This is a genomic window from Nostoc sp. EspVER01 (assembly GCF_034530635.1).
Taxonomy (GTDB): domain Bacteria; phylum Cyanobacteriota; class Cyanobacteriia; order Cyanobacteriales; family Nostocaceae; genus Nostoc.
Genome location: NZ_JAVRCS010000001.1, coordinates 326,030 through 348,494, shown reverse-complemented (window position 1 = coordinate 348,494; position 22,465 = coordinate 326,030). Strand labels below are relative to the sequence as shown.

Annotated in this window: 23 protein-coding genes and 1 pseudogene; 11 read left to right on the top strand and 13 right to left on the bottom strand. The window is 42.2% G+C overall.

Translation table 11 applies throughout. The annotated features are described in order from the left end of the window. Positions 1 to 80: 80 nt before the first annotated feature. The 3 genes from trpS (at position 81) to RMX69_RS01405 (ending at position 3,036) form a co-directional block, all read left to right on the top strand. Positions 81 to 1,091: a tryptophan--tRNA ligase gene (trpS, locus tag RMX69_RS01415; RefSeq protein ID WP_322636248.1), complete on the top strand. Its 1,011-nt coding sequence runs from the start codon at positions 81 to 83 to the stop codon at positions 1,089 to 1,091. A 58-nt stretch (positions 1,092 to 1,149) separates the two neighbouring features. Then, complete coding sequence (locus RMX69_RS01410) at positions 1,150 to 2,070, top strand: methylenetetrahydrofolate reductase (protein WP_289799730.1); 921 nt, start codon at positions 1,150 to 1,152, stop codon at positions 2,068 to 2,070. Between the two features lie 126 nt (positions 2,071 to 2,196). Beyond that, complete coding sequence (locus RMX69_RS01405; protein ID WP_322636247.1) at positions 2,197 to 3,036, top strand: Rpn family recombination-promoting nuclease/putative transposase; 840 nt, start codon at positions 2,197 to 2,199, stop codon at positions 3,034 to 3,036. A 217-nt stretch (positions 3,037 to 3,253) separates the two neighbouring features. On the opposite strand, the gene RMX69_RS01400 is transcribed toward RMX69_RS01405, so the two are convergent. The 3 genes from RMX69_RS01400 to RMX69_RS01390 all read right to left on the bottom strand — a co-directional run bounded on the left by RMX69_RS01400 (position 3,254) and on the right by RMX69_RS01390 (position 5,284). Then, positions 3,254 to 3,499, bottom strand: coding sequence for a hypothetical protein (locus RMX69_RS01400; RefSeq protein ID WP_289799732.1), 246 nt, complete (start codon positions 3,497 to 3,499; stop codon positions 3,254 to 3,256). A gap of 225 nt (positions 3,500 to 3,724) precedes the next feature. Then, the gene (locus RMX69_RS01395; RefSeq protein ID WP_289799733.1) at positions 3,725 to 4,279 is read right to left on the bottom strand and encodes a phosphate-starvation-inducible PsiE family protein; all 555 of its coding nucleotides are present in this window, start codon (positions 4,277 to 4,279) and stop codon (positions 3,725 to 3,727) included. Between the two features lie 81 nt (positions 4,280 to 4,360). Further along, the gene (locus RMX69_RS01390) at positions 4,361 to 5,284 is read right to left on the bottom strand and encodes a tetratricopeptide repeat protein (RefSeq protein WP_322636246.1); all 924 of its coding nucleotides are present in this window, start codon (positions 5,282 to 5,284) and stop codon (positions 4,361 to 4,363) included. A gap of 408 nt (positions 5,285 to 5,692) precedes the next feature. Between RMX69_RS01390 and RMX69_RS01385 the strand changes: the two genes are divergently transcribed. Continuing rightward, positions 5,693 to 7,741, top strand: coding sequence for an elongation factor G (locus RMX69_RS01385; protein ID WP_322636245.1), 2,049 nt, complete (start codon positions 5,693 to 5,695; stop codon positions 7,739 to 7,741). A gap of 53 nt (positions 7,742 to 7,794) precedes the next feature. Here RMX69_RS01385 and RMX69_RS01380 read toward each other — a convergent pair whose 3' ends face one another. The 3 genes from RMX69_RS01380 to RMX69_RS01370 are packed head-to-tail and all read right to left on the bottom strand — an operon-like array spanning position 7,795 to position 9,099. Next, the gene (locus RMX69_RS01380; protein ID WP_409877989.1) at positions 7,795 to 8,361 is read right to left on the bottom strand and encodes a hypothetical protein; all 567 of its coding nucleotides are present in this window, start codon (positions 8,359 to 8,361) and stop codon (positions 7,795 to 7,797) included. A gap of 44 nt (positions 8,362 to 8,405) precedes the next feature. Next, positions 8,406 to 8,852 (bottom strand): PIN domain-containing protein, encoded by a 447-nt coding sequence (locus RMX69_RS01375; protein ID WP_322636242.1) that lies wholly within the window; start codon positions 8,850 to 8,852, stop codon positions 8,406 to 8,408. Next, positions 8,842 to 9,099, bottom strand: coding sequence for a hypothetical protein (locus RMX69_RS01370; protein ID WP_322636241.1), 258 nt, complete (start codon positions 9,097 to 9,099; stop codon positions 8,842 to 8,844). Before RMX69_RS01370 ends, RMX69_RS01375 begins: the two co-directional genes overlap by 11 nt. Between RMX69_RS01370 and RMX69_RS01365 the strand changes: the two are divergent. The 4 genes and pseudogenes from RMX69_RS01365 to RMX69_RS01350 form a co-directional block, all read left to right on the top strand. Continuing rightward, a pseudogene (locus RMX69_RS01365) lies at positions 9,094 to 9,390 on the top strand (prohibitin family protein); the annotation flags it as partial. The gene RMX69_RS01370 and the pseudogene RMX69_RS01365 overlap by 6 nt on opposite strands. 313 nt (positions 9,391 to 9,703) lie before the next feature. After that, entirely contained in the window at positions 9,704 to 9,931 is a 228-nt protein-coding gene (locus RMX69_RS01360; RefSeq protein ID WP_322636239.1) for a hypothetical protein, read from the top strand. Next, a complete protein-coding gene (locus RMX69_RS01355) occupies positions 9,928 to 10,200 on the top strand; it encodes a type II toxin-antitoxin system RelE/ParE family toxin (RefSeq protein ID WP_322636238.1) in 273 nt (90 codons plus the stop codon). Before RMX69_RS01360 ends, RMX69_RS01355 begins: the two co-directional genes overlap by 4 nt. 205 nt (positions 10,201 to 10,405) lie before the next feature. After that, positions 10,406 to 11,098 carry a PD-(D/E)XK nuclease family protein gene (locus RMX69_RS01350; RefSeq protein ID WP_322636237.1) on the top strand — a complete coding sequence of 231 codons (693 nt, stop codon included), beginning with the start codon at positions 10,406 to 10,408 and terminating at the stop codon, positions 11,096 to 11,098. 18 nt (positions 11,099 to 11,116) lie between these two features. Here RMX69_RS01350 and RMX69_RS01345 read toward each other — a convergent pair whose 3' ends face one another. Together RMX69_RS01345 and RMX69_RS01340 are read right to left on the bottom strand one after the other, a co-directional pair. Further along, positions 11,117 to 12,334 (bottom strand): DUF790 family protein, encoded by a 1,218-nt coding sequence (locus tag RMX69_RS01345; protein WP_289799743.1) that lies wholly within the window; start codon positions 12,332 to 12,334, stop codon positions 11,117 to 11,119. After that, positions 12,264 to 13,946 (bottom strand): DEAD/DEAH box helicase, encoded by a 1,683-nt coding sequence (locus RMX69_RS01340; RefSeq protein ID WP_322636235.1) that lies wholly within the window; start codon positions 13,944 to 13,946, stop codon positions 12,264 to 12,266. Before RMX69_RS01340 ends, RMX69_RS01345 begins: the two co-directional genes overlap by 71 nt. A 122-nt stretch (positions 13,947 to 14,068) precedes the next feature. Here RMX69_RS01340 and RMX69_RS01335 point away from each other — a divergent pair, with 122 nt between their 5' ends. Beyond that, the gene (locus RMX69_RS01335; RefSeq protein WP_322636234.1) at positions 14,069 to 15,370 is read left to right on the top strand and encodes an adenylate/guanylate cyclase domain-containing protein; all 1,302 of its coding nucleotides are present in this window, start codon (positions 14,069 to 14,071) and stop codon (positions 15,368 to 15,370) included. Positions 15,371 to 15,569: 199 nt separating this feature from the next. Continuing rightward, entirely contained in the window at positions 15,570 to 18,182 is a 2,613-nt protein-coding gene (locus RMX69_RS01330) for a PAS domain S-box protein (RefSeq protein ID WP_322636233.1), read from the top strand. A gap of 61 nt (positions 18,183 to 18,243) precedes the next feature. Here RMX69_RS01330 and RMX69_RS01325 read toward each other — a convergent pair whose 3' ends face one another. The 4 genes from RMX69_RS01325 to trxA form a co-directional block, all read right to left on the bottom strand. Then, a complete protein-coding gene (locus RMX69_RS01325) occupies positions 18,244 to 18,909 on the bottom strand; it encodes a nitroreductase family protein (RefSeq protein ID WP_289799746.1) in 666 nt (221 codons plus the stop codon). A 118-nt stretch (positions 18,910 to 19,027) separates the two neighbouring features. Continuing rightward, positions 19,028 to 20,140 (bottom strand): alkene reductase, encoded by a 1,113-nt coding sequence (locus tag RMX69_RS01320; RefSeq protein ID WP_322636232.1) that lies wholly within the window; start codon positions 20,138 to 20,140, stop codon positions 19,028 to 19,030. Between the two features lie 146 nt (positions 20,141 to 20,286). Then, a complete protein-coding gene (locus tag RMX69_RS01315) occupies positions 20,287 to 21,081 on the bottom strand; it encodes an SDR family NAD(P)-dependent oxidoreductase (RefSeq protein ID WP_289799748.1) in 795 nt (264 codons plus the stop codon). Between the two features lie 118 nt (positions 21,082 to 21,199). Continuing rightward, positions 21,200 to 21,523, bottom strand: a complete 324-nt coding sequence (gene trxA / locus RMX69_RS01310; protein ID WP_012412473.1) for a thioredoxin — start codon at positions 21,521 to 21,523, stop codon at positions 21,200 to 21,202. Positions 21,524 to 21,603: 80 nt separating this feature from the next. On the opposite strand from trxA, the gene RMX69_RS01305 reads away from it, so the two are divergent. Next, on the top strand, positions 21,604 to 21,954 hold the full coding sequence (locus RMX69_RS01305) for a helix-turn-helix transcriptional regulator (RefSeq protein WP_322636230.1): 351 nt from the start codon (positions 21,604 to 21,606) through the stop codon (positions 21,952 to 21,954). A gap of 198 nt (positions 21,955 to 22,152) precedes the next feature. Here RMX69_RS01305 and RMX69_RS01300 read toward each other — a convergent pair whose 3' ends face one another. Continuing rightward, positions 22,153 to 22,389, bottom strand: coding sequence for a hypothetical protein (locus RMX69_RS01300; RefSeq protein WP_322636229.1), 237 nt, complete (start codon positions 22,387 to 22,389; stop codon positions 22,153 to 22,155). Positions 22,390 to 22,465 lie beyond the last annotated feature (76 nt).

The window sequence follows — 22,465 nt, the reverse complement described above, 5'->3', positions numbered from 1 at the left end:
TTTTGCGTAGGCGCAAGAAACTTGTCGCCAGACATCGCCACTTGACATAGCGCGGATTTGAGATAACTAAGTTGAAATTTATGGGCAAGCAACGTGTTCTTTCTGGAGTTCAACCAACCGGCAATTACCATCTAGGTAACTACTTGGGAGCCATTCGCAACTGGGTAGAAGGTCAGAGCGAATACGAAAATTACCTTTTTGTGGCTGATTTGCACGCGATTACAGTGCCACACGACCCAAAACAATTGGCAGCTGATACCTACACTCTTGCTGCTCTTTATTTAGCTTGTGGTCTTGATTTAAATCACTCCACTATCTTTGTACAATCGCACGTTTCGGCCCACAGTGAACTCACCTGGTTGCTCAACTGCATTACACCTCTAAACTGGCTGCAAGATATGATTCAGTTTAAGGAAAAGGCCGTCAAGCAGGGAGAAAATGTGAGTGCAGGTTTATTGGATTACCCTGTGCTGATGGCAGCGGATATTTTGCTTTACCAAGCGGATAAAGTGCCAGTGGGTGAAGACCAAAAGCAACACTTGGAATTGACACGGGATATTGCAGCTCGGTTAAATCACCAATTTGGTAAACCAGATCAACCAGTTCTGAAGTTACCAGACCCTTTAATTCGCAAGGAAGGGGCTAGGGTGATGAGTTTAGCGGACGGTACACGCAAAATGTCGAAGTCTGATCCTTCGGAGTTAAGCCGAATCAGTTTGCTAGATTCACCGGAACAGATTCAATACAAGATTAAGCGTTGTAAAACCGATCCGATTCGTGGGCTGACTTTTGACGATCCAGCACGTCCAGAGTGTAATAATTTGTTAACGCTTTATACATTGCTTGCTGGAAAGAAAAAGGAAGATGTAGCGGTTGAGTGTCAGGATATGGGCTGGGGACAGTTCAAGCCATTGTTGACAGACACAATTATTGAGTCCCTGAAACCAATTCAAGAAAAATATCACTCGATAACGGCAGACAAAAGCTATTTGGACTCTGTGTTACGGGATGGAGGGGAAAAAGCTAGAGCGATCGCCAATCAAACTTTATCACAAGTAAAAGCTGCTTTAGGCTACTCTCTTCCTCTCTAAGTTTTCCCTTTTAGGTGTGACTTGCTATACCATTTAAGAAATTGAAAACCTTAATGTTATGCATCACACCCATAGCCACACAGCCTTTCGCAGAGCTGTACAAGCAGGTGAATTTCTAGTTACCGCCGAGGTAGCACCGCCGAAAGGGGGAGATCCAGCGCACATGATTCAAATGGCGGCGACTCTTAAGGGGAGAGTTCATGCCGTCAATGTTACTGATGGTAGCCGCGCCGTGTTAAGGATGTCTTCGTTAATCGCGTCGGTAATTTTGTCACAGAATGGCATAGAGCCGATTTGTCAAATTGCTTGCCGCGATCGCAACCGCATCGGTTTACAAGCTGATTTGATGGGCGCTCATGCTTTAGGTATTCGTAATATTTTAGCTTTGACTGGCGACCCAGTAAAAGCAGGCGATCATCCAGATGCCAAAGCGGTGTTTGATTTAGAAGCTGTGCGACTGCTGCAACTGATTCGGAAGATGAATCAAGGTGTTGATTGCAATGAAAAACCCTTGACTGATGGAGCTTTAGATTTATTTGTTGGTGCAGCGGTAGATCCGCAATGTAAAAGTTGGTCGGGTTTACAAAGTCGATTTGAACGCAAAATCGAAGCCGGAGCGCAATTTTTTCAAAGTCAGTTGATTACCGATTTTGAGCGACTGGAAAAGTTTATGGATACCATTGCTGCTGGTTATAAAAAACCGATTTTGGCAGGAATATTTCTGTTGAAATCAGCAAAAAATGCTCAGTTTATTAATAGATGTGTTCCGGGTGTAGATATTCCCCAACATATTATTGATAGATTGGCAAAAGCCAAAGATCCTTTTGAGGAAGGGATAAAAATTGCTGCCGAGCAAGTGCAAATAGCGCGGCAATTGTGTCAAGGAGTTCACATGATGGCAGTGAAGCGTGAAGATGCGATCGCGCCAATTTTAGATTTGGCTGGGATTGCTCCAGTGAAGCAATTGGTATCTATGTAAATTAGAAAATTAATCTTTTATTAAAGCAGATGGTTATTCCTATCTGCTTTTTTTATGCGGAAACAGACACGGTTACACTATTTTTGATAGACTTTCAATATCCAATGTTCCCTTGACTAAATTTAGGTGCAAACTGACAAAATATTTTATAGCTTATTTCAAGCTTTTCCTAGCATATTTTTTGCGATAATTGGCGACACGACTGCCAATGTCAACGCATATCAATTTGTTTCAGTTGAGCTAAAAGAAACTGCTTTTAGGATTGATGGGGTATTCATCCCCACAAGTGAAACTACAAACCAACCACTTTACTTTGTTGAAGTTCAGTTTCAATTAGACTCAAATTTTTATAGACGCTTCTTTGCCGAAATCTTCCTTTATCTACGTCAAAATGAATCAGTCAATTTTTGGCGTGCTGTTGTCATCTATCCGCAACGAAGTTTAGATCCAAACGATCGGCTACCATATCAATTGCTGCTAGACAGTTCACAAGTGCAACGTATTTATCTAGATGAATTAGATTCCACAGAGAACTCACTTCAAGTTGCGATCGTTAAATTAATTATCGAAAGAGAAGAGACAGCCCTTGACAAAGGTAGAGAATTGATTTTACAAGCAAGGCAAGAACTGGCAGATGAATCTACCAGCAAGCAAATTGTAGAATTGATAGAGACTATTCTGTTGTACAAATTTACCCGGTTAAGCCGAGAGGAGTTAGCAGAAATGTTGGGTATAGACGAGGAATTCAAAAAAACACGGATGTATCAATCAATCAAGGAAGACGGCTTAGAAGAAGGTCGCCAGGAAGGTCGCCAGGAAGGTCGCCAGGAAGGTCGCCAGGAAGGTCGCCAGGAAGCTAAGTTAGAAGCTATTCCCCGATTGTTGGCATTGGGATTGAGTGTAGAACAAGTGGCGGTGGCTCTCGATTTAACGGTGGCACAAGTAGAGCAAGCAGCCCAGAATTAAGTCTATCTAATAGTGAGTAGTGCTTGCCTCTAATTTAATCAGCAACTGCGACACCGATAGCGTACTCCTTTCGTGCGGAACGCTACGCGAACGGAGAAGCGTTAGCGAGTCCACGAGGCGAGCGTCATAGCCTGTTTTAGACATCGCCTCTTTTTGTTTTAGCTAAACCAGAAGCGATGTCTACGACGGGCTTACGCCTACGAACTTAAAATCTGGGTTACATCTTACCGTGTTGCAACACTTGTTGTAGATGTTGGCGAATCTCTTGTGCGTGTTCAATATCAGATTGCCGCAATTTTTGGAACAACTCTACACAAGGTTGAGAACCTACTTTTTCTGCATCTTTGATGTAGGTATCGTAAGCTTTAACAGCTTCAGCCTTGTTCTGCAAAACGGTGACAAAATCATACTCCAAGTCGCTAATCGCTGCTTGAGATTGTCCGTTACCTCTATTTGTAGTCATTGCTTGAACCTCTTTTAGAATTTCTAATTAACGTTATATTCACCCTTAAAGAGCGATTCATCTTCCAAAAAGAGTATATTTCAATACGTCGGAAGTACCTTGCAAAAATAATTTCCTGAGACAGCCTTAGACAAAGGAGTGGGGAGTGGAGAAAAAGTATTTTCCCTACTCCCCAGTACAGATGCGATTAATCACATCTCTCCCACTCCCCATTTTCATAACAATTTATCCAAGGGGTTGATTCTCATCACATTGACGTGAATACTGTAATTCCAACTCGTTTTGGCGTTCTCTACCTCCCCTATACACAACCGGACAAAACTTAGTGTTAGCGCTCATACAATCCATGTGTGGTGTCTTAGCGCATACCACGAGTAGTCCACCCAAAACAAATAACAAACCACAAATTGCAAGCGTATTAACCCAATGCATTTCTAGCGCTCCGTGAACTACTACCTCGCGCAGTAGAGATACAATTGTTACCTCAACTGCTACTCCCACAGAGATACTATGTTCTTGCAAATAGACCATTAATAGTCGAAATAACTCGACTAAGATCAACACAAATAGTATTTTTGCAGTCACATGTTTATAGTCTAGTGGCTGCGTGAGGGCGATAGCTATCCCCCACAATTGGATTAGCATGACGGCGAACAAACCAAAACACAAAACAATCACAATTAAGTCTTGAAAGGCTTCCATGTTGCGAACAATTGATTGCCGATCAAGCCAGCGATCGCTAAATAAAAATCGACTTTTCTGGCGCTTTTGCATGTACATTTTTCCAATCGGGACTAGTTCAGACAACACCAGCGAGTCAACCCAATAGTTTTATGTTATGCAATATTAAGTTTTTTTGCCTCAGCGAGGTTGGTAATTTAAATTTTGTGCCTGTTGCAACAATTGCTCGGCATTTTTGGCCCACTGGGGATTTTTTTGAGCATTGTATAAATCTCTAGCAAATTGCAACACTTGTACTGCATCGCCATATTGCTGTAACTGCATAAAAACTAACCCAGCACCATAATAAGCGTTGGGATAGTTAGAGTTAGCTTCGGCTGATTTTCTAAAAGCCTCTAATGCTTCTTGTAATTTACTTTGTTGGAAAAAAATTGATCCGAGATTGTAATAAGCTTCTGGATACTTGGGATTAATTTTTAATGCCTGATAAAATGCACTTCTGGCTTGATCGAGTTTACCTTGTTGGAGATAGCACATCCCTATATGGTAAGGAGGTTCTGGTGCATTTTTGCTATATTCTACGGCTTTTTTAAAAGATGCGATCGCTCGCTCACAATCTCGTTGCTGTTCTTGTACTAACCCTAAGTTATAGTGGGCAAATCCGAGTTTGGGATCGAGTTCTAAGGCGCGTCGCAAATAATCGTTAGCTAACTTTAAATTATTCCCTTCTAACAACGCTCCGCCTAAATTAGCAAAAGCTGGAGCAAATTTGGGATCGGCTTGCGTCGCTCGATAAAATGCATCCGCAGAGGGTTGTAATTGTCCCGTTTGTCGGAGTGCTAACCCCAGATTATAATGCGCTGGTGCTAATGCCGAATCTAACTGGGTTGCTTGTTTAAAGGCTGCGATCGCATCTTGTACCCTTCCCGCCTGAATTGCCTGTAAGCCTTGGTTTAACCAGTCTACAGCAGTTTTAGGATTAGATTGTGCTAGCTTTGAGGCGACAGGAAGAGATAGAGCAAGAGAGGGGGAGGAAATACTCATAATCAGCAAAGTTAAACTTACTAACCCTGCTATGCGATATTTAAAGAATGATAATCTCATTGATTTTCTGACTCGCAACACTTTCAGTTAAATTTACTTGATAAAAAGTTTTTTACAAAAGTTTTTGATTCAGCATAAAAATTTTTGATGCTTAACTTTTCTTAAGCTAAATCTTACGACAGGCTACAATTTTTTTAACTTTCGATTAAAAGGAGCATAATAACAAATTAAAGAAGGGGTAATTTTGACTCCAGAGAACCATTTTTTTCAAATAGAATTCAGGAGTCAGGAGCCAGAATTCAGTTGGTAATTCTGTACGACTGACAAAGAAATAAATCGTTTTAAGATGCTCGCGGACTTGCTACTGTCTTAATTCTGAATCCTGAATTCTGATTTCTGGATTCTTCTTTAACCCTTGATACATAAAGAATCATGCGGTTATAAAAGACTTACCGCAAGGGAGGTTTTATGAACGAAAAAGTAAAATCGGGTTCGCGGAACGTTGCAATTGTCGGGCCTTATTTAAGTGGAAAAACCACTTTACTAGAAAGCTTGTTATTTGTCACAGGGGCAATTTCCCGCAAAGGCAATATTAAGGACAGCAATACAGTGGGAGATAGTGCAGCCGAGTCGCGCGATCGCCACATGAGTGTAGAAGTCAGCGCCGCTAGCACTGAGTATAACGGCATTCGCTTCACTTTTATTGACTGTCCGGGAAGCGTAGAATTTGCCCAAGAAACGTACAATGCTCTAATTGGAGTGGATGCAGCAATTGTAGTTTGCGAACCCATCCGCGATCGCGTTCTCACCCTAGCCCCTCTATTTAAATTCCTGGACGATTGGGAAATTCCCCACCTCGTCTTCGTCAACAAAATGGATCGGGCAAATATTCACGTCCTAGAAACGTTACACGCCCTAAAAGCAGTATCTAGCCGTCCCCTGGTAGCGCATCAATTTCCCATCATGAACGGGGAACAACTCACCGGCTTTATCGATATGGTGAGCGAACAGGCATATCAATATCATCCAGGCGCACCTGCCGACCCCATTCCCTTCCCCGAAAGTTTAAAAGAAGAAGAACATACAGCACGGGCAGAAATGCTCGAAGCCTTAGCAAATTTTGATGACCATTTACTCGAAGAACTTTTAGAAGACATCGAACCATCTCAAGAAGAAATCCTCAAAGATTTAAAAATGGAATTAGGGGCAGATTTGGTAGTGCCCGTTTTCTTTGGTGTGGCAGAACAAGATTATGGTGTTAGACCTTTATTAGAAGCCTTGTTACGAGAAGCCCCCGAACCAGAAACCACAGCAGAACGTCGTTTAAAAAACATCAAAGGTGATAAACCTCTAGCACAGGTATTAAAAACTTTCTACACTCCCCAAGGTGGCAAACTTTCTCTGGTACGTGTTTGGCGGGGCAAATTAACTGATGGCATTGTCCTCAATGGCATCCGCACTGGTGGGATTTACCGCCTCATGGGACAACAACAGCAGTTCGTTAATGAAGTTGGTGCTGGTGAAATTGTCGCATTGAGCCGTTTAGAAGGCATTAAGACAGGCGATACACTCTCCACAGAACAGCAATCGGCGATGGAATTACCCAAAGCTGTACAGTTGGAACCTGTGTATGCCCTCGCTATTACACCAGAAAAGCGCAACGATGAAGTTAAACTCAGCAGTGCCATTACCAAGTTGTTAGAAGAAGACTCTTCACTGGCTTGGGAACAACACGGGGATACTCACGAAGTTATCTTGTGGGGTCAAGGCGAGATTCATTTGCAAGTCACCCTGGACAGACTGCGCCGCAAATATAACCTGCCAATGACAACCCACTTGCCGCAAGTGCCTTACAAAGAAACCATCCGCAAAATGGTGGCTTCAGTTCATGGGCGCTACAAGCACCAAAGCGGTGGTCACGGACAATTTGGTGATGTTTTTCTCGAAATCAAGCCTTTACCACGCGGTACAGGTTTCAACTTTAATGAAACTATTGTCGGTGGCGTGGTTCCCAAACAGTATATTCCTGGGGTGGAAATGGGCGTGCGGGAATTTTTGACACACGGGCCTTTGGGCTTCCCAATAGTGGATTTAGCGGTAACTCTGACTAATGGTTCGTATCACAACGTTGATAGTTCCGAACAAGCTTTTAAGCAAGCTGCCCGATTGGCAATGCAAACAGGGATATCTCAAGCGGAACCTACCCTATTAGAACCAATCTTGCGGGTGGAAGTGACAACACCGAGCGAATTTACCTCCAAAGTGCTGCAACTGTTGAGTGGTAGACGGGGACAAATTTTAGGCTATGAAGGTAGACACGATTGGCAAGGCTGGGATAATGTCTCTGCATACTTGCCACAAGCAGAGATGCAAAATTTTATTGTAGAGCTGCGATCGCTCACTCTCGGCGTTGGTTCCTTCCACTGGGAATACGACCATCTCCAGGAAGTGCCGGAAAAACTTGCCGAACGTGTCATTCATAGCAATGGCAATGGTAGTAACGGCAACGGTAAGTAATTTTGGATTTTTTTAAAATCAAAGCCCTGTATTTAAAAGTGCAGGGCTTTTTGTTAATGAATATTTAATACACTCTGAACATGGTGTTGAAATGCTACTTCTTTTTTGCTCCAATGTTCTTGGAATATATGTATATTTTCCAATTTTATTGCCTTTCCATTTCGAGGGAACTTAATAACACAATCAAATACTTTATTAGTATCTGGGGGAGTAGCCCAATTATCAGCTATCCAAGCTACTTGTACAAGACGATAAATATTAAATTCATCTCCAGCATTTTTGTCAAAAGAAAATTGCTTATCCAGTACTTTTACAATATGTGTTACTTTGCTACGTTGTCTTAAAATTATCAGTTCATCTTGTTGTGGAGTATTAGCATTTATTTCGTCTCCACCTTGAAAATTTCTCCAATGTAAAGCGAAAATCTTTAAGTCGGGATATATGGTAGGTATACTGTGATAAGCCCAATCTTCACCATTTAAAGGTTTTACGTTTTTAGTCCAAATTAATCCATTTAAATCCATAACTATTTTCCAATCTTGTTTTAAAAGAGAAGCTACAGTAATAGTTTTCCCGAAAATATTGCTAAAATAACAAAATTTTGTTTTTGTAAATATCACCAAGGCTGAGATTCCCGACTTCTTTTACAAGTCGGGAATCTTTTTCAATCTATAAAGGGATTCGTAAACCGCACGCCCTCAATCGTCGCACCTGATGCAAAATTCTCAGTGTAAACTTCTTCAATTTGGTTGAGTCGCGCCGTTGCCCAAATTTGCGCGTCCCAAAACCCGAAGTGATGAGTTTCCACGCCGCGAATTGCTTCTAAGGAAATGAGCCGTGTAATATCAACGACATGGCAAGCAGCTAAATAGTTACGCATTCGTACCAGCGCTTCAGGCGGAGTTAACAACAATCGCCGAGTCCGGGTTGTGGCCATAAAAAACTCTCCCAACACCTGGGTACTAATTACCGCCTTGCCAGAACGAATCAATTGGTCAGTAAGTGCGTAGGCTTTGCCCGCCGTAGGCATCGCTCGTTCCTGTTTTGCGGTATCCAGTGGATCGTAGATGTAAACAAGAATGTTGGTATCAAGTAAAATTCTACCGTTCATACAGGTCTTCACGCTTCCAGTCCCGACCTCCAAGTTGAGCCGATCGAGTTTTGATTTGGTCAATAAATTCCCTTTCGGCTTCCCACATTGCAAGATTGGTTTGGGGTGCAGTTATTTCACCAAGATGAAGGTCAATAGCTTGGCGAATAATCTCTGCTTCACTTACACCCGCTTGTTGGGCGATCGCTTTTAGCAGATGTTCTTGATGCGGTTCAATATAAATCTGCTTACGAATTTTACTCGACACAATAAAATGCCTGATACTCTACAAGCTGCAATTCAAAACAAACTCAAGACAGAGCAAGAAAATCAGCAGATGAAATTTGTTTTAGAGAAAGAGCGTCAAGAGGCACAACGAAAGCTGATTGAAGCGCGAGGTATAGCTGATTCCCAAAAAATTCTCTCAGGTGGACTTAGTAACCAAATGCTACAATTACGAGCGATTGAAGCCACAGAAAAGCTAGCTCAATCTAATAATTCTAAGTTGGTAATTATTGGCTCTGAAAAAAGCGCGGTGCCTATTATGATTCAGCCATAAACAGGAACCTCAAAGCCATAAAATTTTCTGATCAAGTCTTTCAAAAGCTTTCGTAATCACTAAGGTAGCGATGTCTACGACGGGCTACGCCTACGCACCTGCTGTCAGGGTTACAGGCTTCATATTTTACCCATTAATTACGAAATAACACTGTGAGATATTTTACTTTAGTGCATCTCATCTGAGAAGAGATAATACAAAATTATTAAGATTTATCTTGAAAGGCGGGTTTTATCGCGTTTTTATCTTAAGTAAAATTTCACAACTACATTTACTAAAGCCATACTATATTTATTAACGCTAAAGTCAGAGTATGACTACTAAAATCACAACCCTAATGCAAGCTGATAAATACCCTTTTGCTCAAGAACTGATTACTGATAAGGAAGGTAATATCCGCAAAGTAATCATAGATTTTGATGACTATCTACGCTTGCTAGAAGCTATTGAGGATGAAGGACTGATCTTAGCAATGAAAGCAGTAGAACATGAAACACCTCTGAATATTGATGAAGCATTAGCACAACTAGAACAAGAGTGATTACCCAATATCTACCAAGCTTTATCAAGGATCTCAAGGCTCTGAAAAGTACACCTTACTATGAGACTATTAGAGTCCTTGCTTTTGAAGAAATACCACAAATATCAACCTTTGAAGAAATTACTAACCTCAAAAAACTTCAAGGTTATGAAAATGCTTATCGCATCCGTGTCGGTGACTATCGTATTGGACTTATTTTTGATGGAGAAACAGTCCTATTTCAGCGAGTACTACACCGGAAAGATATTTATCGTTATTTTCCCAAATAAAACCATTTTCAATGATTTTACGAATAGAATTCGCGCTCATACAAACATAGACGCTTTGCAGCTTACCACAGGGTAGTCTACTTACGCGGGCTAATAAAAATTAAAGTTTTAAAACCTGCAAAAGCAAGTTTTAACTGTATGCAAGATGAACTGCAATTTCTAATCGCCACTTTTTTAATTACAAATTACGAACTACGAATTAATAATGCAATTTGATACCCAACTGCTACCACACATTAATGCCACAGCTAAAAGAGAAAATGGTAAACAATATTATGTAGATGCCAAGGGAAATCGCTTTCCCAGTGTTACTACAATACTTAATGCCACTAAATCACAAGTAGACAGAGACAGATTATTAAACTGGAAAGCGCGTGTTGGTACAGAAGAAGCAACCCGCATTACTACATCTGCTAGTCGTCGGGGAACCCAAACACACAAACAAATTGAGCGCTACCTCCTTGGTCAAAACCCTGTTTGTCCCGAAGCAAGTCGCCCTTATTGGGAGAGTATCAAGCCAGTTTTACAAGAAATCGACACAGTTAGACTGGTGGAAGGCTCAGTTTTCCATCATAATTTGAGTTATTCTGGCAAAGTTGATTGTATTGCCAGCTATCAAGGTATTCCCTGTATTTGTGAGTGGAAAACAGCAGACAAACCCAAAGGTTCAATTGAGCATTTATATGAACATCCACTACAACTTACGGCATACATAGGAGCAGCTAATGAGTATTATCGAGATTATGGCATTCAGCTAAAGCACGCTCTGTTAGTAGTAGCGATTCCAGAAATGCCAGCTGAGGTATTTTGGTTTGAATCAGCAGTTATTCAAGATTACTGGGAGCAGTGGGAAAAAAGAGTTGCTGAGTATTGGGAACGCAGAAGCATTTGGGGTTAATCAGCCCCTTTGGGGAAGTCAAAAATCCATTACAGCTAACACAGCTTTCGGCAATAACTTATCTTTAAACCAAACAATTCTCGCGGGGACATCATTTAATTTTACTCCCGCCTTTTCTAAATTAAGGCGCTCGGAAATAGCCAAAATTAAGTCATCACGTCCAGCCCGCCGCACCTGAGAAAACTTCTTTTGTAAATATTCAGGCCGCCAATAACCAACAATTTCTAACAAAAAGGTGCGGCCATCAGCATGAACTAAGCGAAAATCAGGAATCATCACACTACCGGGAATTGGGATCAAATCAACTTCTCGCTCTAACGCCCAGCCACTTTTCAATGCATCCCACTTATCAGCAAAAGATGCTTCTAGCATACTATCGTAGGGCTTTCCTGGTGGATAGTGGGATACCAAACCACATTCAGAATTGAGAGTGAAACGTCCAGTTTTCCAACTATTTGTATAAGCGTCACGGGTTTGGAGAATCGACGAAAGACTCCATTTGGTAACGTGAAGTAAAGCCGGAATAAGTTTAGCGATCGCTAACCCATATCGCGTACTAGGATTAAATAAACTCGTCGGCCCATCAATGGTAATTGTAAACCCGTGGTCAGCATCACCTTCAATATAAGCCATCAATTGAAACAACTTCAAATAGCGAAATAACAGCTTATATTCTCCCGGAACATTGCGATGAGCATTTAACACCAGTTTACTGGCCTTATAAAACACACCCTGCACCTGAGATAAGTTATATCTATTTAATAAATCTGGCGCTGTTGGTGCATCAAAAACAGTCAAAATCTTATTTTCAGATAAATCAGCATATAATCCATTCCGAACTTGTTCTAATAAAACTTCCCGCTCAAGTTCTTGAGTTAACTCATCAGCAATTTTACTCAAAGTAACTTGGGTAGATTCTCGACTAGAAACCGACTTTGCAGCCAGAGAAAACACCCGTTCTCTTAACATCTGGGGTTCCAAAGGACTAACCACCTCAAAAGTGCAAAAACTACTTTTGAGAATATAAGCTAACCCCCGCTTCACCCGATAATCTGTAGAATCTCCTTCAAAATCAGTCAGTTGTCGCTCAAGCACACCTTGAGTCTTTCCCACTGCTGATTGAAAATAATTAATTAACTCAATCGCCAAATCTGAAGTTGCTCGATCAATCTTCAGTCTCTTCGGGATGATCTCCTCCCCGTTTTGGCGATGCATCAGTAAGTCTGTCGGTAACATCTGTTGAATTTTGGATTTTAGATACTTCGACTACTTCGACTACTTCGACTACTTCGACTTCGCTCAGTACAAGTTCGCTCAGTACAAGTTCGCTCAGTACAAGTTTTGGATTTTGAACTGAATAATTAATTTTTAACTGTTCCGCCGCCTTCAAACTCCTTTCCTTCCCACTCCCATACACAACCTGTAAATTCCCTTTCTTTTCCCCTTGTCCCCTTGTCTCCTTGTCCCCTTGTCCTCTTATCTTCTCTCCTCTCCGCCTAGCCGAAGTTCCCTCTTCACTTGTATCCTCCGCCACCACCTCATACAAAATCGCCTGTTTATTCTCAATATTCCCCTTCCGTAAAACCCTACCCAATCGCTGAGTATACTCCCTAGCCGAACCAGTTCCCGATAAAATAATTGCCACAGATGCCGCCGGCACGTCAACCCCTTCGTTCAACACATGAGAAGCAACCAAAGTATTATATTTACCCTCCCGAAACTTTGTTAATATCTCATGGCGTTCTTTCACAGGAGTTTGATGAGTAATTGCTGGAATGAGCAACTCTTGAGAAATGCGGTAAACCGTCGCATTATCCGCAGTAAAAATCAAAATTCTTGCCGGATAATGTTCTGCCAATAAATTAATCAAAATTCGCAATTTTCCATCAGTACCCAAAGCGATATCTTTCGCTTCTCGGTGCGCTAACATCGCCCTACGTCCAGATTGCGATCTAGCACTCATTTGCACGAACATTTGCCAACCTTGCAAACTCCCCAAAGAAATTTTCGATTGCTTCAAAAAGTCATTGCGGGTTTGAATTAACTGGTTGTATCTTTCCCGTTCAAGTTGCGATAACTTTACCTTAATTTGGACAATTTCATGCTCTGCTAAAGCCTTCCCTGCCAAATCTTCAGCGCGTTTGCGATATACTTCTTGACCAATGAGGATATTTAAGTCAGCGTGTTTACCATCGGTACGTTCCGGTGTCGCGGAGAGTCCCAGGCGATAAGGTGCGATCGCATATTCAGCAATCACCCGATTAAAATCTGTAGGTAAATGATGACATTCATCAAAAACAATCAACGCATATTGATTTCCTAACGTTTCGGCGTGAATTGCGGCACTATCGTAAGTTGCAACTAAAATTGCCGTTCTATCCCGCGAACCACCTCCCAGCAATCCCACCTCAGCATCAGGGAAAGCCGCTACTAAATGTGCATACCACTGATGCATCAAATCCAAAGTTGGCACTACAATCAGCGTCGTGCGCGGCGTTGATTGCATCGCCATTTGCGCCAAATAAGTCTTTCCCGCCGCCGTGGGAAGCACAACTACCCCTTGCCTACCCGCCAGTTTCCAAGCCGCTAGCGCCTCAGTTTGGTGGGGATAGGGTTCCATTTCTAGAGTAGGAACCAAATCTACAGGATAAAATTGCTTGGCCTCATCGATAAAATTCACATCTTCCGCTTGTAGTGCTTCTACTAGCGATCGGTATCTAATTGCTGGGATGCGGAATTTTTCAACTCTATCATCCCACGTAGCATAGTCCATCCAACCTTTGCCGCGTGGTGGTGGATGCAAAATTAATGTGCCACGATCAAAATTTAATGTAGGGGTACGAGCCATGATTATTGGGCATTGGGCAATTCAATTTTGGATTTTGGATTTTAGATTTTGGATTAAATTTCAATTTAAAATCCAAAATCTAAAATTCTTACTCCCTTAATTACTAATAACGCAAAAAGTGCATGATTAATCCAACTAACTCCGACAAAACCCAACTAGATGCGCTCATTAGTCACGGAATGTCCTATCGGCAAACCAACAATAACCTGTCCGAATCTTACAAAGAACAGCGACAGAGCTTTTTGTTGAAACGGCTGCAATTGCAGGCGCAGATTATGTTGGTAGCTGGCTTGACTTTAATTGCTTTTTTTCTTTGGGTAAATTCACAACTAGAAGGCAAGATATACGCTTTTAAAATTGGGTTTGTAGTAGAATTATTTACTCTTATTTGTTGGGGTTTATGCAAAACTCCTATCGGTCGCCGCTATCCTGATTTAATTTTTTTGAGTTTATGCTGGTCTGTAACTTGTACCGTTCAAATTGATATAGCTTTGCTGTTCAATAATTTAGAGCCGAGAATCAATATTTGGACTTTGATGTTTCTTACTCAAGCTACAATCATTCCAGTCCAATGGTGGATGCATTTAATATCTCAAATTGGAACAATACTTTGCTATTTAACTTTATATATTTTATATAGCCCCATCTTGAAAAATCCGTCAGCTTTTTATATTGAACAAGGATTATATTTTTTTTGGACTTGTATAATTTGTGTTTTTTCTGTCTATTTATACGAACACTTACGAAAAAAAGAATTTTACGCTCGTAAGGCAATGGAACTAGCACAGCACAAATCAGAACGGCTGCTACTAAATATTTTGCCAGAGATGATTGCAGAACAATTAAAACAACAGCCGGCAACTATTGCCGATAATTTTCTAGAAGTTACGGTGCTATTTGCTGATATTGTTGGCTTTACAGAGCTTTCATCTCACACCTCACCGGCGGAATTAGTCGAGTTATTAAATACAATATTCTGTCTGTTTGACCAATTAGCAGAACGTCATGGGGTAGAGAAAATTAAGACCATTGGCGATGCATATATGGCTGTAGCTGGGTTGCCAAATCAATCTAACAATCATGCTCCAGCAATAGCTAACATGGCTTTGGATATGCAAAAGGCTGTAGCTACCTTTAACAAAGAAAATAACCAATCCTTTAGCATTCGTATTGGCATTAGTACAGGGCCAGTAGTAGCAGGAGTGATTGGGCTGAAAAAGTTTGCTTACGACCTTTGGGGAGATACAGTCAATATAGCTAGTAGAATGGAATCACATGGTATTGCAGGTAGTATCCAGGTTTGTGAAGCAAGTTATCAGATTTTAAAGGATAAATACTTATTGGAGAAACGAGGTTTAATTCAAGTGAAAGGTAAAGGTGAAATGATGACTTATATACTAAAGGGAATTAATTTAAAAACTTAATAAATAGGAGTCAGAATTCAGAATGGGCTACGCCCCGCTGCGCTAACAGAATCCAGAATATTTTACCCATAAAGTTAGGTATGTATTTTTCCGATGCATTATTAAGTGTTAAGCGATGTCTATGACGGGCTACGCCTACATATTTTCTAGCTGATTTTGGGAATAATCCTTTAGCTAGCTGCATAAAGGAGAAGCCACATTGAAAGGAACACGTTCCCTTCTAGCGCCTTATGCTGTGGCACTATTGGCTGTTGGTAGCGTATTGCTACTAACACTATTGCTACAGCCACTACTGAAACAAATGATTTTCCTGCTGTTTTTTGCTGCCGTGGCGGTTAGTGCCTGGTATGGCGGCATGGAAGCAGGATTACTGGCTACTGCTTTGTCTACTTTAGCCGTCAGCTACTTTTTCTTAGAACCAGTATTTTCGCTCTTGGTTGCGAGTCTAGACAACATACTGCGCTTAGGCTTGTTTGTGCTGGTGACAACAATTATTAACTTGCTGAACTCAGAATTACGCACTGCTAAACAACATCTTCAAACGAGTTTGCAGAAACTACAGGTGAGCGAAGCCAGATTTAGAGGGTTGGTAGAGTCCAACATCATTGGGGTAATTGTAACCAATATGGACGGGGCAATGCCTACGGTGGTCACTGAGCCTGTCCTGAGCGTAGCCGAAGGGCGCAGCCGAAGTGCGGGCTACGCCTACGTAGAACTCACAACTAAAGGTGTATGTCAACCTTTTGAGAACGAATACATCCACAAAGATCGTAGCCACGTTCCCATCCTGTTAGCTTCTGCTTTGTTAGAAAATAACCAAGATGATATTATCTCTTTTGTAATCGATTTAAGTAAACACAAACAAGTAGAGCTTGCCCTTTCCAAAAGCGAAGAACGCTACCGCGCTTTTTTAGAGCATAGTTCAGAAGGTATTTGGTGCATTGAACTGGAAGTACCAATTTCAGTAGATTGTCCAGAGGATGAACAAATTCAACATTTTTACCAATATGTTTACCTGGCAGAATGCAACAATGTTATGGCGCAGATGTATGGCTGTTCTCGTGCCGAAGAAATTCTCGGTGTCAGACTAGGAGACTTTCTTGTTGCCTCCGATCCACATAATATTGCCTACCTGCGTAACTTTATCCGTTCTAACTACCGACTAATCGATGCCGAGTCCCACGAAATAGATAAACAAGGTAATTCCAAATATTTTTTGAATAATCTGGTGGGAATTGTCGAAAATGGGTTTTTAGTGAGAGCGTGGGGAACTCAACGCGATATTACAGAACGCAAACGAGCGGAAGCAGCACTCCGTCAACGAGAAGATGAACTGCGCCTAATTACCAATGCTGTGCCCGCCAAGATTTCTTATGTTGATAGCGAGCAGCGTTATCGCTTTAATAATAAAGAGTATGAAGACTGGTTTGGGCTTCCTGCTTCCGAAATTTCTGGTAAACACATTAGAGAAATTTTGGGAGAGTCGGTTTATCAGTCAATTCTCCCTTACGTAGAAGCAGTACTTTCAGGAGAGCAAGTAACTTACGAAACCCAATTACCTAATAAAGATGGCACAAACCATTACGTGAATGTCACTTACATTCCCCAGTTCAGTCAGGAGGGGAAAGTTGCAGGATTTGTTGCTCTAATCACAGATATTACACTTCACAAGTTAGCAGAAGCAGCTCTCAAACAAAGCGAGAAACGGTTAAAGACGCTGACAGAAAAAGTCCGCGTGATTCCTTGGGAGGTAAATGCCACTACTGGAAATTTTACTTACGTAGGGCCACAAACTGTTGAGATTCTAGGCTATCCATTATCAGACTGGTACACCGATAATTTCTGGACAAAACATATACATCCAGAAGATCGGGAGTGGGCTATCCAGTATTATCAAGAATCTTCACTGTCACTAAATAATTACGAACTTGAATACAGAATGTTGGCAGCTGATGGCAGAGTTGTTTGGCTATATGACATTGTGAATGTGGTGCGGAACGAAAAGGGGCCGCAGCTACTACACGGATTCATGATTGACATCACCGATCGCAAGCAAGCAGAGCAAGAACGCGAAGAACTGCTTAAACGCGAACAAGCAGCACGCGCCGATGCCGAAACTGCCAACCGGATGAAAGATGAGTTTCTCGCCACACTTTCCCACGAACTCCGTACACCCCTAAATGCTATACTTGGCTGGGCACAGCTACTTAGAACTCGCAAATTCGATCAAGCTACTACTGGCCGGGCACTAGAGACAATTGAACGTAATGCGAGATCCCTGACACAACTAATTGAAGATGTTCTCGATGTGTCACGGATTATTAGAGGCACACTCCATTTAAGTAGAGAGCGGGTAGAACTTGTACCACTTGTAGAGGCAGCAATCGATACTGTGTACCCAGCAGCCCAGGCTAAAGAGATTAATATCAAGTGTAAATTCGACCCGAAAGTAGAGGTAGTTGTGGGTGATGCCAACCGCTTGCAACAAGTTGTGTGGAATTTGCTCTCCAACGCCGTCAAGTTTACACCCAAGGGCGGCAGAGTTGATGTGCAATTAGAGTGCATTGAATCTTACGTGCAAATTCGGGTGAGTGATACGGGAGCGGGAATTGCTGCCGAATTCCTACCCCATGTATTTGAACGCTTTCGTCAAGCTGACAGTTCTAGCACGCGATCGCATGGCGGACTAGGATTAGGGTTAGCGATCGTCCGTCACTTGGTAGAATTACACGGTGGCACAGTTTTGGCCGAAAGTCCAGGAATTGGACAGGGGGCGACATTCGTTGTCAGTCTCCCCATGAAAGCTATTTAGGGAGCAGGGGGGCAGGGAAGAAGTTGCAGTAGGTTTTCCCCTCTGCCCAATTTAGGGAAAGCTACCCTGCATAAGGATTACCGATTCTATCAACAGAGACGTTGGAGGAGAATGGCAAACGACCGGGATTTAAGCGTGGTTCGGCTGCATAGCCAACAGGAACTAAAACAGCGATCGCTAAATCTGGATTATCTCCTGCACCAATCACTTCTTTTACCTTGTCTTCAAGCCAACCATTCATAAAACAGGTAGATAAACCCAGACTTTCAGCTGCTAACACCAAATGGGTAGCAGCGATAATCGCATCTTTGATCGCATACTCCCGTTGTTTGTCTCCTAGTGTCTCTTGAAATTGCGGAATAGCAGTTTTAAAATAATTAGCTGTGCTTTCATTCCATGCCCCAGTTGCAAGAGCCTGTTCAATTATCGGGTTCAAGTTTTTTTCAGATGCACTCGCATCGGCAGCAAAAACAAAAGTAACTGGTGCTTGGACAATTTGCTGTTGATTCCAAGCTGCTGCTGATAAAGCTGCCTTTTGCGCCTCATCTTGCACGAGAATAATTTGCCAGTCCTGAATATTGAAACTGCTAGGCGCTGCCACAGTTAACTCTACCAACTGCTTGAGTAGTTCTGGGGCGATGGGGTCTGTTTTAAAAGTTTTGATAGAACGACGTTGAGCGATCGCACTGGGTACATCTAAAGGTTGGGTTTGGATGATGGAACTCATGAGATTCTCCTGATAGTTGAATTATGACCAAATAATTCGTAATTAGCATACAAGCGAATTTATTTATTCATGAAACAAAAACAAAAATTATTCGCAAGGGACAATTACGAATTACGAATTACGCATTAGCTACTGCTTCACTAGCAGGCGACCAAAATGGATAATCTGTATATCCTTCTTCACCACCGCCGTAAAAGCTTGCTTGATTTGGTTCATTTAGTGGTGCATTCAAAGCCAAGCGTCGGGGTAAATCGGGATTTGATATAAATAATGTGCCAAAGGCAACTAAATCTGCTGCTTTGTTTGCCAGTACTGCATCGCCTTTTTCACGAGTATAACCACCATTGACAATGAGAGTACCTGTAAAGCGATCGCGTATATGACTAGTGGGTACTATTATCCCACCATGTCTAATATCTGCTTCTGTTGCCTCATAAATATGCAGATATGCCAAATTAAACTGATTTAATGCTTGAGCCGCATAACCGAATGTCTCCAGGGGATTGGAGTCACGCATATCGTTAAAAGTCCCACTGGGAGAGAAACGTACCCCGACTCGGTTAGAATCCCACACACTAGTTACTGCTTCTGTCACCTCCAACAGGAATCGGGCACGATTCTCGATAGAACCTCCATATTTATCTGTACGTTGATTCGTACCATCTCGGAGAAACTGATCTATTAAATAACCATTAGCTGCGTGAATTTCCACGCCATCAAACCCAGCCGCTAGGGCATTTGCCGCTCCCTGACGGTACTGTTCGACTATCTGCGGTATTTCCGAAGTTTCTAAAGCACGGGGAGTAACAAAGGGTTTTGGCCCCTCATAAGTTGCAGCTTCACCTTTAGGAGTAATGGCAGAAGGTGCCACAGGTAAAACTCCATTCGGTTGTAAATCAGGGTGAGAAATCCTGCCTACGTGCCATAGTTGCAGAAAAATTCTGCCTCCGTGCTGATGTACGGCATCGGTTACTAACTTCCATCCTTCCACCTGTTCTGGTGAATGAATTCCTGGTGTCGCGGGATAGCCCTGTCCTTCAGGAGTTACCTGTGTTGCTTCAGAAATAATCAGTCCGGCGGAAGCACGTTGGACGTAGTAGGTAGCATTCAGTTGGTGTGGTACATTTCCCTCACCTGCCCGGTTTCGGGTTAAGGGTGCCATCACTATCCGGTTAGGTAGTTCCAGATTTCCTAACTGGTAAGGAGAAAATAAGTTGATATCAGTAGTCATGTCGTTTTACTCCAATTCAAAATGACGCTCTCTACGTTCGCGCAGCGTGTCGCAGACAAAGGAAAAAGTTTTCCCCATACCCAATTTTGCGTGCAGTGCATTACAGCTATTTCAAGTAAATAGACTATGCGGTTGTGGTTCAAATACTAAACAATCGACCGAATAACGCCACCATCCACCCGCAAAGCTGCACCATTAGTTGCCGATGCTACGGGGCTAGAAAGGTAAACTACGATCGCTGCTACTTCTTCATTAGTTGCAAAGCGTTTAATTAGCGAACTTGGACGCACATTTTCAAAAAACTCTGCCTCAACGTCAGCGCGAGTAATACCGCGTTCCTGTGCCAGGTTGGTGATAAAGTCTTCAACTCCTTCTGAACGAGTTGGTCCTGGGAGGACGGAGTTTACTGTAACTCCAGTCCCCACAGTCATTTCTGCTAGACCTCTGGCAATAGCAAGCTGCGCCGTCTTAGTTGTGCCGTAGTGAATCATTTCCACTGGGATCTGAATACCAGATTCGCTGGAGATAAAAATTATCCGCCCCCAGTTTTGCTCTAGCTGCTTTTGCAGATATTGCCGACTCAAACGGACTCCACTGAGGACGTTAACCTCAAATATGTTTAACCAATCTTTATCAGTAATATCAAAGAAGGTTTTTGGCTCATAAATACCCACATTATTTATGAGTATATCAACGTGAGGAACCTCTTGAATGAGTTTTTCTACGCCTGATGCAGTGCCAGCGTCAGCAACAATACCAGAAACTTTCGCGTCCGGTGTAGAATGCTTAATTTTAGCGATCGCTTGAGCTACTCTTTCTTCAGACCGACCGTTGACAATTACTGATGCACCCTCTTGAGCTAACCCAAGAGCGATGGCCAAACCAATACCTGCGGTTGAGCCACTCACCAGGGCGGATTTACCATGCAATTTCAAGTCCATTTCGCTCTTTCCCCATTAGTTGAAACAGAATTCAGCAGTCAGGAGTCTAATATATTTTGACTCCTGACTCCCTCTAAAGAAGACTGCAAACTAAATGCATCTCACAATAGTACCTAGATTAAAGATGCTGTGCTAAGGTCTTATTCAAGGTAGTTTTTGGAACCGCCCCTACGACAGTATCGACCTGGCGACCTCCTTTAAAAACCATCAATGTCGGAATGCTGCGAATTCCATAGTGGCTAGCGACAGTAGGATTTTGATCTGTGTTCAACTTCACAAATTTCACCTGTCCTTCGTATTCAGCAGCAACTTCATCGACGACTGGGCCGACCATCCGGCAAGGACCGCACCACGGTGCCCAAAAGTCCACTAATACCGGAATTTCACTTTCCAAGACTTCTTGCTTGAATGTGGCTTCTGTGACGTTTGTAATGGATGACATAAATTGCCTTCCTACTTAATTCTATAATTCGATAATATCGAATAATAAAAATATATGCCACCTGATGAGATAATGCAACTATGAGATTCCTTTATCATCCAGATAGAAAAAATATTTCTTTACCGGGCGTGTTGTATGCATTGGGCGATCCGGTGCGGCTAGAGATTGTGCGGCTGTTGGCGACTGAAGGGGAACAATGCTGTGCGAGGTTTGATTTTGCGATCGCTAAGTCTACTATGTCCAACCACTTCAAGATTTTGCGGGAGTCGGGGATAGTCTTTACACGCAAAGAAGGGACACACCATATTAACATCCTGCGGCGTGAAGATTTAGAGGTGCTATTTCCAGGGTTGCTGGATGTGGTATTGAAAGCTGCTCAACCATTACCTGTTGAACCTGCCAGTACTAAACAAACAGCTGCAAGGATTTAGAGGTATTGGGCATTGGATATTGGGTATGGGGCATAGGGCATGGGGCGATCGCTCATAACCTGATAAGCTTTTTCAGCCTTCTCAATTGATACTTGAGGTATTGGCGATCGCAGCCTGAGAACAGCTACATCGATAGTATGTCTGAATCTAAGAATCCAAGAACTGTGAGAATTTTATTATGATGTTCAAATCTGGAGGTCATAAATAAACTTGCAACCAGGATTTATAGCGTCTGGCGAGTTCCTGAAGAAAATTGAGTTCTTCACCCTCAAGATTATTAAATAAATTAAGATATTGCCAACCACGCTCGTAGCGACTCAGCATTTGTTCTGGAGTAAACCGATACACATCGGCAGTCTGCCAACAAATTGATTCCAAAAAAGGCAGATTTTTGGGGACAATAACAGGATTAATTGTTGGTTTTGCGGTTGTCATAATTCTTTTAATCAACCACTTTCGGCTTATTTTAATTTTAGCTTTCACGCCTTACATTTGGTCACTGTAGTTAAGA

What these genes read in the sequence shown, in the direction of transcription:
- RMX69_RS01300 (WP_322636229.1), bottom strand. Translation starts at nt 22,389, where the DNA reads ATGACAACCGCAAAACCAACAATTAATCCTGTTATTGTCCCCAAAAAT.
- RMX69_RS01395 (WP_289799733.1), bottom strand. Translation starts at nt 4,279, where the DNA reads ATGTACATGCAAAAGCGCCAGAAAAGTCGATTTTTATTTAGCGATCGC.
- RMX69_RS01325 (WP_289799746.1), bottom strand. Translation starts at nt 18,909, where the DNA reads ATGAGTTCCATCATCCAAACCCAACCTTTAGATGTACCCAGTGCGATC.
- RMX69_RS01320 (WP_322636232.1), bottom strand. Translation starts at nt 20,140, where the DNA reads ATGACTACTGATATCAACTTATTTTCTCCTTACCAGTTAGGAAATCTG.
- RMX69_RS01410 (WP_289799730.1), top strand. Translation starts at nt 1,150, where the DNA reads ATGCATCACACCCATAGCCACACAGCCTTTCGCAGAGCTGTACAAGCA.
- RMX69_RS01335 (WP_322636234.1), top strand. Translation starts at nt 14,069, where the DNA reads ATGATTAATCCAACTAACTCCGACAAAACCCAACTAGATGCGCTCATT.
- RMX69_RS01400 (WP_289799732.1), bottom strand. Translation starts at nt 3,499, where the DNA reads ATGACTACAAATAGAGGTAACGGACAATCTCAAGCAGCGATTAGCGAC.
- RMX69_RS01390 (WP_322636246.1), bottom strand. Translation starts at nt 5,284, where the DNA reads ATGAGATTATCATTCTTTAAATATCGCATAGCAGGGTTAGTAAGTTTA.
- RMX69_RS01305 (WP_322636230.1), top strand. Translation starts at nt 21,604, where the DNA reads ATGAGATTCCTTTATCATCCAGATAGAAAAAATATTTCTTTACCGGGC.
- RMX69_RS01340 (WP_322636235.1), bottom strand. Translation starts at nt 13,946, where the DNA reads ATGGCTCGTACCCCTACATTAAATTTTGATCGTGGCACATTAATTTTG.
- RMX69_RS01350 (WP_322636237.1), top strand. Translation starts at nt 10,406, where the DNA reads ATGCAATTTGATACCCAACTGCTACCACACATTAATGCCACAGCTAAA.
- RMX69_RS01385 (WP_322636245.1), top strand. Translation starts at nt 5,693, where the DNA reads ATGAACGAAAAAGTAAAATCGGGTTCGCGGAACGTTGCAATTGTCGGG.
- RMX69_RS01375 (WP_322636242.1), bottom strand. Translation starts at nt 8,852, where the DNA reads ATGAACGGTAGAATTTTACTTGATACCAACATTCTTGTTTACATCTAC.
- RMX69_RS01360 (WP_322636239.1), top strand. Translation starts at nt 9,704, where the DNA reads ATGACTACTAAAATCACAACCCTAATGCAAGCTGATAAATACCCTTTT.
- RMX69_RS01315 (WP_289799748.1), bottom strand. Translation starts at nt 21,081, where the DNA reads ATGGACTTGAAATTGCATGGTAAATCCGCCCTGGTGAGTGGCTCAACC.
- trpS (WP_322636248.1), top strand. Translation starts at nt 81, where the DNA reads ATGGGCAAGCAACGTGTTCTTTCTGGAGTTCAACCAACCGGCAATTAC.
- trxA (WP_012412473.1), bottom strand. Translation starts at nt 21,523, where the DNA reads ATGTCATCCATTACAAACGTCACAGAAGCCACATTCAAGCAAGAAGTC.
- RMX69_RS01345 (WP_289799743.1), bottom strand. Translation starts at nt 12,334, where the DNA reads ATGTTACCGACAGACTTACTGATGCATCGCCAAAACGGGGAGGAGATC.